Annotated in this window: 14 protein-coding genes; 10 read left to right on the top strand and 4 right to left on the bottom strand. The window is 63.5% G+C overall.

Translation table 11 applies throughout. The features are described from left to right. The first annotated feature begins 89 nt into the window (after positions 1 to 89). From IP85_RS14915 to IP85_RS14875, 9 genes are all read left to right on the top strand, one after another. On the top strand, positions 90 to 515 hold the full coding sequence (locus tag IP85_RS14915; RefSeq protein WP_054150475.1) for an NUDIX hydrolase: 426 nt from the start codon (positions 90 to 92) through the stop codon (positions 513 to 515). Continuing rightward, positions 512 to 934 (top strand): TIGR02301 family protein, encoded by a 423-nt coding sequence (locus IP85_RS14910; protein ID WP_054150474.1) that lies wholly within the window; start codon positions 512 to 514, stop codon positions 932 to 934. The genes IP85_RS14915 and IP85_RS14910 overlap by 4 nt, the downstream gene beginning before the upstream one ends. A 94-nt stretch (positions 935 to 1,028) precedes the next feature. After that, positions 1,029 to 1,286 (top strand): hypothetical protein, encoded by a 258-nt coding sequence (locus IP85_RS14905; RefSeq protein ID WP_054150473.1) that lies wholly within the window; start codon positions 1,029 to 1,031, stop codon positions 1,284 to 1,286. Between the two features lie 20 nt (positions 1,287 to 1,306). Continuing rightward, complete coding sequence (locus tag IP85_RS14900; protein WP_054150472.1) at positions 1,307 to 2,044, top strand: hypothetical protein; 738 nt, start codon at positions 1,307 to 1,309, stop codon at positions 2,042 to 2,044. A 106-nt stretch (positions 2,045 to 2,150) separates the two neighbouring features. Next, positions 2,151 to 2,984: a folate-binding protein YgfZ gene (locus IP85_RS14895; protein WP_054150471.1), complete on the top strand. Its 834-nt coding sequence runs from the start codon at positions 2,151 to 2,153 to the stop codon at positions 2,982 to 2,984. Between the two features lies 1 nt (position 2,985). Then, on the top strand, positions 2,986 to 3,618 hold the full coding sequence (locus tag IP85_RS14890; RefSeq protein WP_054150470.1) for an HD family hydrolase: 633 nt from the start codon (positions 2,986 to 2,988) through the stop codon (positions 3,616 to 3,618). Then, a complete protein-coding gene (locus IP85_RS14885; protein WP_054150469.1) occupies positions 3,615 to 4,151 on the top strand; it encodes a tyrosine phosphatase family protein in 537 nt (178 codons plus the stop codon). Before IP85_RS14890 ends, IP85_RS14885 begins: the two co-directional genes overlap by 4 nt. Then, on the top strand, positions 4,148 to 5,107 hold the full coding sequence (locus IP85_RS14880; RefSeq protein ID WP_054150468.1) for an NAD regulator: 960 nt from the start codon (positions 4,148 to 4,150) through the stop codon (positions 5,105 to 5,107). Before IP85_RS14885 ends, IP85_RS14880 begins: the two co-directional genes overlap by 4 nt. A 60-nt stretch (positions 5,108 to 5,167) precedes the next feature. Beyond that, positions 5,168 to 6,058, top strand: a complete 891-nt coding sequence (locus IP85_RS14875) for a mechanosensitive ion channel domain-containing protein (RefSeq protein ID WP_054150467.1) — start codon at positions 5,168 to 5,170, stop codon at positions 6,056 to 6,058. Between the two features lie 53 nt (positions 6,059 to 6,111). On the opposite strand, the gene IP85_RS22225 is transcribed toward IP85_RS14875, so the two are convergent. The 4 genes from IP85_RS22225 to nadA all read right to left on the bottom strand — a co-directional run bounded on the left by IP85_RS22225 (position 6,112) and on the right by nadA (position 10,302). Next, a complete protein-coding gene (locus IP85_RS22225) occupies positions 6,112 to 6,270 on the bottom strand; it encodes a hypothetical protein (protein ID WP_156322921.1) in 159 nt (52 codons plus the stop codon). 424 nt (positions 6,271 to 6,694) lie between these two features. Beyond that, entirely contained in the window at positions 6,695 to 7,600 is a 906-nt protein-coding gene (nadC, locus tag IP85_RS14870) for a carboxylating nicotinate-nucleotide diphosphorylase (RefSeq protein ID WP_054150705.1), read from the bottom strand. 13 nt (positions 7,601 to 7,613) lie between these two features. Beyond that, positions 7,614 to 9,206, bottom strand: a complete 1,593-nt coding sequence (locus IP85_RS14865; RefSeq protein WP_054150466.1) for an L-aspartate oxidase — start codon at positions 9,204 to 9,206, stop codon at positions 7,614 to 7,616. Positions 9,207 to 9,231: 25 nt separating this feature from the next. Further along, positions 9,232 to 10,302: a quinolinate synthase NadA gene (gene nadA / locus IP85_RS14860; RefSeq protein ID WP_054150465.1), complete on the bottom strand. Its 1,071-nt coding sequence runs from the start codon at positions 10,300 to 10,302 to the stop codon at positions 9,232 to 9,234. A gap of 234 nt (positions 10,303 to 10,536) precedes the next feature. Between nadA and IP85_RS14855 the strand changes: the two genes are divergently transcribed. Beyond that, the gene (locus IP85_RS14855) at positions 10,537 to 13,302 is read left to right on the top strand and encodes a DUF2339 domain-containing protein (RefSeq protein ID WP_054150464.1); all 2,766 of its coding nucleotides are present in this window, start codon (positions 10,537 to 10,539) and stop codon (positions 13,300 to 13,302) included. Positions 13,303 to 13,320 lie beyond the last annotated feature (18 nt).

Below are 13,320 nucleotides of genomic sequence, written 5' to 3'. Positions count from 1 at the left end.
GATGCTTGCAGGGGGCGGCAAAGCCCGCGATAATCGTGGCATACTGCTTCGTCGCCGCGGTGCGATCTTTCGACCGGAGTTTCCAGTTCATGAGCATGCCTCGCCTCGCCTCTTCCGCCATCGTCGAGCGGGCCGGGCGTTATCTCCTTGTCCGGCGCGGCAATCCGCCGGCGGCGGATCTCTTTGCCTTTCCCGGGGGGCGCGCCGAGCCGGGCGAAATGCCGGAGGAAACGGCACTCAGGGAGCTGTTCGAGGAAACCGGGATCGTCGGGCGTAATCCGCGTCTATTCGAGACGGTCGAGCTTCTGCCGGAGGCCGGCGTCGCGGGCAGCCATTTCCTGCTTTCTGTGTTCCAGGTGGAAGCCGATGCGACGGGCGAAGCGGAAGCTAGAAGCGACGCGCTAGAGGCAGGCTGGTTTCTTCCGGAGGAAGTGCTTGAGCTTCCCATCCCCGAGAGCGTGCGCGACTGCATCCTGCGCCTGTCGTCAGCGACCCCGCGCGAGGGTGCAGCATGAGCAAGATCACGAAGTCCCTCCTCCTCACAGCGGTTCTTCTGGCAATCGCCGGCCCGGTGGCTGCGCAGGGCAGCACTGAGGCTATCGTTCCGCCCGCGGCCGACACCGAGAAGCCGACGCCCTACGATGACCGTCTCGCGCGGCTTTCGGAGATCATCGGAGCCGTTCACTACCTGCGCAATCTCTGCAAGGCGGATGGGGAACCGGAATGGCGTCAGTCGTTGCAGGGCCTGCTGGACGCCGAAACGCGCGCCGAGCCGAAGCGCCGGGCACGGATGACGGCTGCCTACAACCGAGGCTACCGTTCTTTCGCCTCCGTCTATACCTCTTGCACGCCGGCCGCAGTTCGTGCAGAGCAGAATTACCGTATCGAAGGCGCAACACTTGCCACAGAAATTACCGCACGTTTCGGAAATTAACGATTAATTCACCTCTTTTGGTCTGCCCCCGTGTCGTTTTGGCAAAAGGCTGATAGGGTCGTTAAGGACTGAGTAAGTGCTTCGAGGAATGCCCATGGAACCGCGCCGCAACGAAATCGACGAGATGATCGTTCACGAGAAGATGCAGGCTGCGCTGGAATACCAGAACGAGGCCTGGGCAGACGGCATGGCCGACGGAATCGAGCCCGAGATCATCGCCGAGGCGTCCTTTGCGCTGGCGATGCGCGAGACCATCCGCATTCATGGCGAACATGGCGCCGAGGCTGTTCTCGACGCGCTCAAGGCCCGGCTGCTCGCCGGCGAATTCTCGCCCGAACGCCAGCTTCAGTAAGACAGCAATCGAGGGACACAATGATGATCTCGTCGCGGGTCAGGCTCCTCCGCTTGACGAGCGCGCTGACGCTCATGCTTGCCTCCACGGTGACGGCTCTGCCTGCCTTCGCCCTCTCCGACATCAAGGATATCACGCCGCCTGCCGCCGAATCGTCAGAGCCGCCGTCGAACGAGGAACTTGATGTCATCGAGGATTCGATCCCGGTGATCCCCGATCCGGATCCGCTGATCCGTTCACCTGAGCCGGAACAGGTCGAAGATGCCGAGCGCGTCGAGCCCGCCGGTCCGCCGGCCGAAGTCATCTATGACATCGAGAAGGCGCCGGAACCCGTACGGCGCATGCGCGAACTCATCATTGAGGCCGCAAAGACCGGCGACATCTCGAAGCTGAAGCCGCTGATGAACCCTGGTCCGGACCAGACTGCGGTGCCGCTTCAAGCGCCGGACCAGGACCCGATCGAGGCGCTGAAGGCGATCTCCGGCGATAGCGACGGCGTCGAGATCCTGGCCATCCTGCTCGATATTTTCTCCACCGGCTTCGTGCAGCTCGACAAGGGCACGGCGGACGAGGCCTATGTGTGGCCCTATTTCGTCGGAAAATCGCTTGGCCTGCTGACGCCGCAGGAGAAGGTCGAACTGCTGCGCATCGTGACGGCCGGTGACGTCGCGGAGATGCAGGAATACGGCAATTACAACTTCTTCCGCGTCGGCATCACACCCGACGGCCGCTGGAAGTTCCTCTCCGTCGGCGACTGACCACGATCCAGATTGTCGGCCAAACTGTGGGCTGTGATCGGAACTGCTTGTCGTCTAGACTGGCAGCGCCTAACTCAGTCGGCATCGAAACAGCCCGGTGGACCCCATGCCCTCAGCCTTCCTGCCCGATCGCGCCTTTGTCCGAATAACGGGGGCGGATGCCGAGCACTTTCTGCAGAATCTCATCACCACCGATCTCGGGACACTTGCGGCCCATGAGTGGCGTCCAGGCGCGCTTCTGACGCCACAGGGCAAGATCTTCTATGATTTCCTGATCTCCCGCAGCGATGACGGTTTCCTGATCGATATCCGCGCCGATCAGTTGGAAGCCTTCGTCAAGCGCATGACGATGTACAAGCTGCGCGCTGCCGTGACGATCGAGACGCTGCCGGAAACGGGGGCGACGGTCATCTGGGGCGAGGCCAGCGACGGCGCCGCCGACCATCGATTCGCGCTCGCCGGAACCGAAGTTCGCCGCCAACCGGGCCGGATCGATGGTGCTGGCGACCGGGGCGCTTACGATGCGCTTCGCATTCTCCACGGCGTGCCGGAATCGGGGCAGGACTACGCGCTTCAGGATGCCTTTCCGCACGACATCCTCTTCGACAAGTCGGCTGGTGTCTCCTTCCGCAAGGGATGTTATGTCGGCCAGGAAGTGGTGTCGCGCATGCAGCATCGCTCGACCGCACGGCGGCGCGTGGTAATCGTCTCTGGCGAAGCGCCGCTTCCCGCGTCCGGCTCAGAGATCACCATTGCCGGCAAGACCATCGGCGCGCTCGGCACCGTCGCAGGCGAGCGCGGGCTTGCGATTGTCCGCATCGACAAGGCCGGCGAAGCCATGGCAGCCGGCGAGCCAATTCTTGTCGGTGACGTGCCGGTATCGGTTGCCCTTCCCGGCTGGACGGGACTGACGTTCCCCAGCTCGGCCGAGGAGGCCTGACATGGGTTCGGCTGCCGCTCTGCCCTCCGCCCGTGCCTGGCAACGCATGCTCTCCGGTCGGCGTCTCGACCTGCTCGACCCCTCGCCGCTTGATGTCGAGATCACCGATATCGCCCATGGGCTTGCCCGCGTCGCCCGCTGGAACGGGCAAACCTCCGGCGATCATGCCTTTTCCGTTGCCCAGCACAGCCTGATCGTCGAGGACATCTTCCGCCGCTCAAATCCAAAGGCCACGGCCGACGAGTTGATGGTCGCGCTGCTGCACGACGGGCCTGAATATGTCATCGGCGACATGATCTCGCCGTTCAAGGCCGTCGTCGGTGGCGGCTACAAGGTCGTGGAAAAACGCCTGGAGGCGGCCATCCATTTGCGCTTCGGCCTGCCTGCCCATCCGAAAGCGGCGCTGAAGGACCTGGTCAAGAAAGCCGACATGATCTCTGCCTATTTCGAGGCAACCGTGCTCGCCGGCTTCGCCGAGGCCGAAGCCCGCAAGCTGTTCGGCCAGCCCAAGGGCTTCACCCGCGACACGATCCTGATCGAACCACTGCCCGCCTATCAGGCACAGGCAAAGTTCCTCGAACGCTTCGAGGAGATCGAGGCTGACAGGCAGTCGACGACCTGGGCCAGCGCATGAGCGTCATCGTCGTTTCACCGCTCGCCCGAATTGCCGAGATGGCCGTGCGTCACAAGGCGCGCGAAATGATCAGCCTGCTCGCTGCCAATCAGGATTTTCACCGGCCGGCGGTGATCCAGGCCGAGCGGCATCTGAAGCTTGCGATGAACGACATCAGCTTTGCCGGGACCGGCGATCTGATCGCGCCGCAGGAAGCACATGTCGCCGAGATCATCGGTTTCGCAAAGGCCTGGGATCAGACCCAGCCGCTTGTCGTTCACTGCTGGATGGGCGTGTCGCGGTCCCCGGCAGCGGCGATGATCGCAAGCCTTGCGGTTGCTCCCGACGATGACGACGACGCGCTGGCGAAGCGTTTGCGCGAAGCCTCGCCCTTTGCCACGCCCAACATGAGGCTGGTGGAGATCGGCGACGAGATGCTCGGTCGTGGCGGACGCTTCGCGAAGGCGGTGAAGGCGCTGGGGCGGGGCACCGATGCCGACGGCAACACTCCGTTTGTATTGCCGCTTCCCCCGCGGGAACCCATCCAGTCATGACGGCACCGGCGGAGATCGAGATCGGGCTCAATGCCGCGATCGTCGCCATCAACGCCCGCACCCCACGCCTGCTCGTGGTCGGAGAGGACGGCAACGCACTTGATGCGCTGCCCTTCGGACCCTTCGATCCAAACCGGCACCGGACGATGGAGATGTCGCTTCGGCATACCGTCGAAGCACAAACGGCGCTGGAACTGGGTTACATCGAGCAACTTTATACCTTCGGGGATCGCGGCCGCCACAAGATGCCCGGCGACCAGGGGCCGCATATCGTGTCGGTCGGCTATCTCGCGCTGACGAGGCTCGACACCGACGGCGATGCACGGCTGGAACTGTCCGGAGCCCGGTGGCGTGACTGGTACGGATATCTTCCCTGGGAGGACTGGCGGCAGGGGCGACCGGCTCTCTTGGACCGTGTCATCCTGCCAGCGCTGACCGCATGGGCAGAAGAGGCGTCGGCCGCCTCGCGCCGCTCACGGCTGCGACTTGCTTTTGGTCTCGATGACTTCCCCTTCGACGAAGAACATGTGCTTGAGCGCTACGAGCTTCTCTACGAGGCGGGTCTGGTCGAAGAAGCCGTGCAGGACGGGCGGGTCGAGCGATGCCGAACAGGTGTCACCCTGGGGCGGCCGATGCGCCATGACCACCGTCGGATCGCCGCGACGGCGCTTGCCCGTTTGCGCAGCAAGATCAAATACCGGCCCGTCATCTTCGAACTGATGCCGCCGGAGTTCACCCTCACCGAACTGCAGGGCACGGTCGAGGCGATTGCCGGGCACCACGTACACAAACAGAATTTCCGACGCCTGGTCGAAGGCGCCGAACTGGTCGAAGCGACGGGGTCGACACAGGCCGCCACCGGTGGCCGGCCGGCGGCACTCTTCCGTTTCCGTCGTCAGGTGCTCGAAGAGCGGCCGGCTCCGGGCCTCAAGGTCGGAGGCCGGACCAGCGGTTGACCTCGCCTCCCCCTGCCCCATCTAGGCCTTTGACATCAATAGCCCAAGGAGCAGTACGGCATGGAATTGGATACGAACGAAGCGATCCTCGCGACACAGGCAGCACTGGCGCAGGCAAGCCAGCTTGCCGTCCAGTATTCCTTCTCTATCGTCGGAGCGCTTCTTCTCCTGTTCATCGGCTGGTGGCTTGCCGCCCTTCTCAGCCGGTGGACCCATGCCGGTCTCATGCGCGTGCGCGGCATCGACGAGACGCTGGCGCGCTTCTTTGCCAATGTCGTGCGCTACGGCGCCCTCATTCTCGTCTTCGTCACCGTGCTTGGCCAGTTCGGCGTCCAGACCGCCTCGATCATCGCAGCGCTGGGTGCAGCGGGCCTCGCGATCGGTCTTGCGCTGCAGGGCACGCTGCAGAACATTGCCGCCGGCATCATGCTTTTGGTGCTGCGCCCGTTTCGCGTCGGCGAATACATCGACACGGGCTCGATATCGGGGATCATCGTCGAGATCGGACTGTTCGCCACGGAGCTGAAGACGCCTGATGGCCTGTACCGGCTCGCTCCCAATTCGACGCTGTGGAATGTGCCGATCACCAATTTCAGCCGTCTTCCAACACGCCGTTTCGAACTGAAGGTGGGCATCGATTACAATGACGACATCGACCTGGCCGAGAAGATCATGCGCGATCACGCGGAGGCGGATGCACGGGTGCTGAAGGATCCGGCCATCTCCACCCATGTCGACCAGCTGGGCGACAGCGCGGTGGTCATTACGCTGTGGTACTGGACGGCGGCCTCCGACTTCTGGCCGACCTCACGCGAGATGATCAAGAAGGTGAAGAAGTCCTTCGACGAGAACGGGATTTCCATCCCGTTCCCGCAGGTGACCTATCACGGCTCGCCGCAAATGGTCGCCCTACCCGAACGCTTCGTCGACGCTCGGGCGAAGGAAGCCTGAGCGTCACCTGCCGCCACAGGTGCAACCCAGGTTTTGAAATGAGAGGCAGCGGGTCAGCTCTCGCTCTGCTGCCGTGCAGTCTTTTCGAGGTGCCGGTCGATGATACGCTGCATTTCGGCAAGCACTTCCAGCACGCTGACAGTGTCGTCCTCGGTCATGCCCGCAGTGGTCTCGGCTTCCGGGTCCGCCTGCACCTGTTCAGAGCCGGACACGGACTTTTGCTTCACAAGCGTTGAACGCACAGGGGAAATGTCGTCGCAAGCAGATGTCGTGTCGGAGTGACGTCCGTCACAAGCGATTGGTAGATCATTTTTAGTAAAAGATGCAGGTATAGAAGCATCATGGCGGGCATCCCTGCCCAGGGGTGCGCTGTCCGGCTTCAAAAGTGTCGTCGTCATACTTGCCCCTTACACAGTCGTCGTTCCGTCTGCATTACCCCGATGCGATACAAACTGTATGCATGACAAAGGGCTAGGGGATTCGGTTTTGGCGGTCAAAAACCAGGAATCACGGGTAATAACTAGCGAAGCAAATGCTGATATATCAGCAAGGCCTTGGCACACATGGGTTTTCCGGTGCGCGCGGGATCCCAGTGCGTGCTGCACCGCAAAACAATCCGCAAACTTTGTCGTGAGTTCAGCGGAGCGAGATGTCGAGGCCGATGTCGAGTGTCGGGGCTGCCATGGTGATCTTCGAGGTCGAGATATAGTCGACACCCGTCTCGGCGATCGGACGAATCGTCTGCAGGTTGACGTTCCCCGAGGCTTCGAGGACCACGCGCCGGACATCCGAGGCGTAGTCGGCCAGGCTCAGGCCATGATGCCCGCGATTGATCGCGACCGCCTCGCGCAGCAGATCCGGCCCCATGTTGTCGAGCAGGATCACATCCGGTCGTGCGCCGAGTGCTTCGCGCATCTGCTCCAGACCATCAACCTCAACTTCGATCTTCACGAGGTGGCCGGCATAGGCGCGCGCGGCATGGACCGCGGAGGCGACGCCACCGGCAACAGCAATGTGGTTGTCCTTGATCAGGATCGCATCGTCGAGCCCGAAGCGGTGGTTCGAACCGCCACCCAGACGCACCGCGTATTTCTCCACAGCCCTCAGCCCCGGCAGTGTCTTGCGGGTGCACGTCACCCGCGCCTTGGTATGGGTGATCTCGGCAGCAAAGCGTGCCGTGTAGCTGGCCACCCCCGAGAGATGCATGAGGAAGTTCAGCGCAACGCGCTCGGCCGACAGCACCGACCGGGCGTTGCCGGAAACGCGGGCGATCGCCTGCCCCGGCGCTACCGTGTCGCCATCGACAGCAAAGGCCTCGAAGCGCAAGGACGGATCGATCAGACGAAAGGCAGCTTCGGCCAAGGGCAGTCCGGCGACGACGCCGTGTTCGCGGCTGTTCAGATCGGCCACCGCCGTCTTCTCCGGCCCGATCGTCGCATAGGTCGTGATGTCCCCGGCCCGCCCGAGATCTTCGAGGAGTGCGTTGCGGACGAGGTCCTCAATCATCAGGGGCGAAAGCTGAGGGCGAAAGCTCGTGGTCATCTGCGTGGTCTCCTCAGCCGGCCAGTTCGGCGGCAATGCGGTCGGCATCTTTCAGCGTCAGATAGGTGCGATGACGCTGCGCTTCCTCAGGATGCGGATGATCAGCGCGCATATGGGCGCCACGGCTTTCCCTGCGCAGATAGGCGCCAACGGCAATCAGCTTGGCGGTCGCCGTGATGTTGGAGAAGCGCACGCGCGGGCGCTTGCGCTCCAGAGCCACCAGTTCACGGATCAGCACCTTCAGCCCCGCCTCGTCTCTGATGACGCCCGCATGGCGGCTCATCAGACCGCGCAGGTCCTTGAGCTCGGGGCTGTCTTCGACAGTGACGAGGTCATCGTTTTCGCCGGCGCTCGTGCCCCATTCGTAAAGGGCCGATTCCGGCAGCATGCCCTTGATCGATTCGGCGATCCGACCGGCAAAGACGACGGCTTCAAGAAGCGAATTGGAGGCGAGACGGTTTGCGCCATGCACGCCGCTCGAGGTCACCTCTCCCGCTGCCCAGAGGCCATCCAGCGAGGTGCGGCCATCGGCATCCACGAGCACGCCGCCCATGTGATAATGCACCGCCGGGACCACCGGAATGGGCTGGCTCACCGGATCGATGCCGGCGGCGATGCAGGAGGCAAAGACGGTCGGAAAGCGTTTGGCAAAATCCTTGCCGATCGCCTTGGTGCAATCGAGGAAGGCGCCGCGACCGGCCGCCACCTCGGCAAAGACGCCGCGGGCCACGATGTCACGCGGTGCAAGCTCCGCGTCCGCATGCAGATCGGTCATGAAACGATGGCCGGCCGCATTTACGAGCACAGCGCCATCACCGCGCAGGGCTTCGGTCGCGAGCGGCGCCGGGTCCTGGCCAATGTCGATGGCCGTCGGGTGGAACTGGACGAATTCCGGATCGGCGATCATGGCGCCGGCCTTCGCCGCCATGCCGACGCCCGTGCCACGCGCTTCGGCCGGGTTGGTGGTCACAGAATAGAGATGACCGACGCCACCGGAGCAGAGCACCACCGCACGCGCAGGAAAGGCGACGCGCGTCTTCGACTGGCCGGCATCAGGCCTTGCGATGACGCCGGAGACGAAGCGACCTTCGGCAATCAGTTCCTCGACCACATAACCTTCCATCACGCGGATCGACGGCGTGCGGCGGACAGCCGAGATCAGCGCCTCCATGATCGCGCCACCCGCCCTGTCACCGGCCACGCGGACGATCCGACGCTCGGAATGGGCGGCCTCACGCGACAGAAGAAGATGGCCTTCCAGATCGCGGTCGAAGGGCACGCCATAGGCGAGCAGATCATGCACGCGGTCCGGCCCCTCCGAAATCATCAGCCGCGCCATCTTCTCCTCAACCAGCCCGGCACCGGCTGAGACCGTATCGGCGAGATGCTTGTCGAAACTGTCGCCGGGGCTCATGGCCGCGGCGATGCCGCCTTGCGCCCAGGCCGAGGACGCCCCCTGCCCGATCGGGGCGGCGGCCAGCACCGTGACGGGGCGTGGCGCCAGTTTCAGCGCGCAGAAAAGGCCGGCCAGGCCGCCACCGACGATGACAATATCGTCGATGCCCTGCCAGGATTGCGGCCGCATGGATTCAAGATTGGTTGGCATTCAGCCCTCCCCGGCCGGCCGGTATTCAATTCTTCAGATTGATCATCCGCTCCACGGCAAGCCGTGCGCGGCCGGCAATCGCCGGATCAACCGTCACTTCCTCGGTCATGAAGAGCAGGCTGTCGAGGATCTTCGGCAGGGTGATGCGCTTCATGTGCGGACAGAGATTGCAGGGTTTGACGAAATCGACTTCGGGCACCTCGACCTGAATGTTCGAGGCCATCGAGCATTCGGTGACCAAGAGGACCCGGGCCGGGCGCTTTGACTTGACGTAGTCGATCATGCCCTTGGTCGAGCCGGCATAGTCGGAGACGGCAAGCACGCTCGGATGGCATTCCGGGTGAGCGACGATCTCGATGCGCGGATCGGCGCGCTTGTATTCCAGGAGTTCGTCGGCCGTGAAGCGCTCATGCACCTCGCAATGGCCCTTCCAGGTGAGGATCTTCTTGCTCGTCTGGTTGGCGACGTTCATCGCCAGGTATTCGTCGGGGATGCAGAGCACGGTGTCGCTGTCGAAGCTGTTGACCACGTCGACGGCATTGGCCGAGGTGCAGCAAATGTCGGTTTCAGCCTTCACGTCGGCGGAGGTGTTGACATAGGTGACGACGGGCACGCCGGGATAACGCTCACGCAGCAGGCGGACATCGGCACCGGTGATCGATTCCGACAGCGAGCAACCGGCGCGGCCGTCGGGGATCAGCACGGTCTTTTGTGGATTGAGGAGCTTCGAGGTCTCGGCCATGAAATGCACACCGCATTGGACGATGATCTCGGCATCGACGCTGACGGCATCGCGGGCGAGCTGTAGCGAATCGCCCTTGATGTCGGCGACGCAGTGGAAGATCTCCGGCGTCTGGTAGTTGTGCGCCAGGATGACCGCGCCGCGTTCCTTTTTCAGCCGGTTGATCGCATGGATGTAGGGCGCAAAAATGGGCCACTCGATCGCGGGGATGAAATCGCGGACACGCTCGTAGAGGTGCTCGGTCTCCCTGGCTATGGCCGGCGTATAGGTGAGATCCGGGCGCTCCCAGACGCCAAAACGCTCGGCTGCCGTGCGGGACGTGCGGGTGGTTTGCACCGGGTGCTGCGCTTCCATGGCCATCTCCTCCATTATTTATGCTCAATTTGAGCATAACAAGCGCCAAAGAAAACCGGCGATCGCCGGTAGTGCCGATGTAGAAAGTTTCGGGGCCGATTGCAAGGGAGGTCTTAGACCCGTCTTCGCGCGCCCATGAGGTCGACCATGACCGCCGCGTGATGAGAAGCGCTTTCCCTCATCGAGAAAACCGTTAGTTTGGCGGCTCCTTGAGGCAAGGCTCTGCGAGGCCAAATGTTCGAACTGTTGCCGCTGATCCTGATCGGCGTTCTCTTTGTCATCAACCGGGGCGCCGCCAAACGTATCGACCGCCTCGAGAAGGAACTCGGAGAGGTCCGCGAGCGGCTGCTCAAGGTGAGCGGAGCGACAGCAACGCCATCTGCCATTCAGGTGGGCCCGGAAGAGCCGGTTGAGATCGTCCTTCCGGAGACGTCCGCAGAGACCCTGGTTGCGGAGGAGGCAGCACTCGATGGCGCGCCGTATCAAAGCGCACCAGCCTCGTTGCCGGAAGAAAACGCTGCCGCCCTCACCACGGCGGCCAGCAGCAGAGCCACCGCCGCCGCACCCGCAGAGAGCCTGGAAAATCTGCTCGGCGCACGTTGGGCCGTCTGGGCCGGCGGACTGGCTCTGGCGCTCGGCGGGGTCTTCCTCGTCCGTTATTCGATCGAAAGCGGTCTGCTCGGCCCTGGCGTGCGACTGACGCTTGCCGCCCTGTTCGGCCTCCTCCTGATCGCCGCCGGCGAACTGGTCCGCCGAAAGGCATTGCCGAAGGCCGAAGCCCTCTATGCCAATGCCATGGTGCCGGGCATCCTGACGGCAGCGGGCGCTGTCTCGCTGTTCGGGGCGATCTATGCCGCCCACGGCATCTATGAATTCATCGGCCCCACTCTCGCCTTCCTGCTTCTCGGGCTCACCGCCTTCGGTGTGCTCGGCCTTTCGCTGCTGCATGGGCAGGCTCTGGCCGGGCTCGGGCTTGTCGGCTCGATGCTGACGCCGCTTCTGATCTCGACCACGGCGCCGAGCCTCTGGACACTGTTCATCTATCTGACCGTCGCCCAGATCGCGACGGCGCTCGCCTCGCGGATCAAGGGCTGGCTGATCGTACCGGCGATTGCCCAGGTGCTGCTCGGGCTCTGGGCGCTCGTGGCACTCATTGACTCCGCCGAGATAACGCCGATTGCCTTGTCGCTGATCGCCATGATCGCGGCCTGGATGCTGATCTGGCCCGGCACGACGAATGACCACGGCGAAGAACACGGGGCGCCATTTTCCCTGAAAACACTTGGCCGGCGCATGGCGTCCGGTCCGCTTGGCCTCGACATCACGCTGTCGCTCGCCGTCGTCCTGCCGGCGCTCGTGCTGGTCGATCGCGGGCCGACGGATCAGTTTCCGCTCTTCGCCTTCGCCGCTTTGATCGCGGCGCTCGCGGCGGCCGGCAGCGCCCGGAGTGGCGCCTTCTGGCCAACGGCGATCGCTGGCGTTGCCGCGCTGGTGGGCGCGGTGGTGAAGACGGGGCTGATTGCCCAAGCCCAGGTCGCACTGCTGGGCTTCGGCTGGGACGAGGACGCCATACTAAGCCTCGGTGGCCCCGTGATCTTCATCTTCCTTGGCCTTGCCGCCGTCTTCGTACTGCTCGGGCTCGCTCAGATCCGGCGCCGCTTTGAAGCGGATCCACTGTTCTCGACCATCTGGGCCGCGATTGCAGCCGTCCTGCCGGTGCTGCTCGCCACGATCAGCTTCGTCTTCTACGGTGTATACGCTCGGGACTGGGTGCATGGCCTCTTTGCGCTCGGCCTCGGCTCCGTGCTGCTCGCAGCCTGTGAATATCTCTATCGACAAGGCGCCCTGCCCGCTTTCCGGCGCGGGGTCGACATCCTGCTTCTCGGCAGTTTCTCCGCCTTTGCGCTGGCGCTGCATTGCCTGACCGACGGCGTTGTAACCACGATCCTGCTCGCGCTCATCGGCTTTACCTATCTGATGGCGACCCGCAAACGGGCGTGGAGCGGACTGCCCTGGGTGATGGTGGCTGCGCTCGTTGGCGTGCTCTTCCGCATCTTCTGGGATCCGACGCTGGTCGGGCCGGATGCGCTGTCGCGGACGCCCGTGTTCAACCCGTTGCTGCCCGGCTACGGCATTCCGGCACTGCTCGCCCTGCTCTCGGCCTATCAGATGCGGAACTGGCCGGGCCTCAGGGTTCGCAACGCGCTTCAGGGCTTGGCCAGCCTTTTTGGCCTGCTTGCGGTCGCCATCCTGGTCCGTCACGCGATGAATGGTGGCATGCTCGACGCGTCAACGCCGACGCTTGGCGAGCAGTCGATCTACACATTGCTGGTGGTCGGCCTCTCCGGCATCCTGATGACGCTCGATGTCAAATCACCAAGCCACGTCTTCCGCTACGGTTCGATGTTGGCCGGCGGCCTTGCCATCGCGCAGACCATCAGCCTGCATCTCGGCGCGCTCAATCCCTATTTTTCTGGCGAGAGCACTGGCAGCTGGCCGCTGATCAACCTGCTGCTGATCGGCTATCTGCTGCCTGGCCTCGCCTATGCGGGTCTCGCCTTCTACGCCCGCGACAAGCGCCCCCTTCCCTATGTCATCCTGTTGGCGCTTTCCGGCGCCCTGCTCGGTTTCGCCTGGGTGACACTGTCGGTGCGACGCTTCTGGCAGGGCGAGTTCATCGCCTACTGGAAGGGGTTCGAACAGGCGGAAACCTACAGCTATTCGGTGGCCTGGCTTGCGATCGGCGTCGGGCTTTTGGCGCTCGGCTCGCGCTTCGATGCGAGAAGCCTTCGCATCGCCTCTGCCGTCATCGTCATCCTGACAGTCGCCAAGGTCTTCCTGATCGACATGGCGAATCTCGAAGGCGTGCTTCGCGCGCTTTCGTTCATCGGTCTCGGCTTCGTGCTGATCGGCATCGGGCTCTTCTATCAGAGGATCCTGAGCGGCAAGTCCGGCCGATCACCAGCCGTGGACGAGGACGAGGCGCCGACGGGGATCTGATCAAGGGCGGTTGAACAG

It is taken from the genome of Rhizobium sp. AAP116 (genome assembly GCF_001295785.1).
In the GTDB taxonomy this organism is placed as follows: domain Bacteria; phylum Pseudomonadota; class Alphaproteobacteria; order Rhizobiales; family Rhizobiaceae; genus Allorhizobium.
This window is presented reverse-complemented; position numbering and strand designations above follow the sequence as displayed.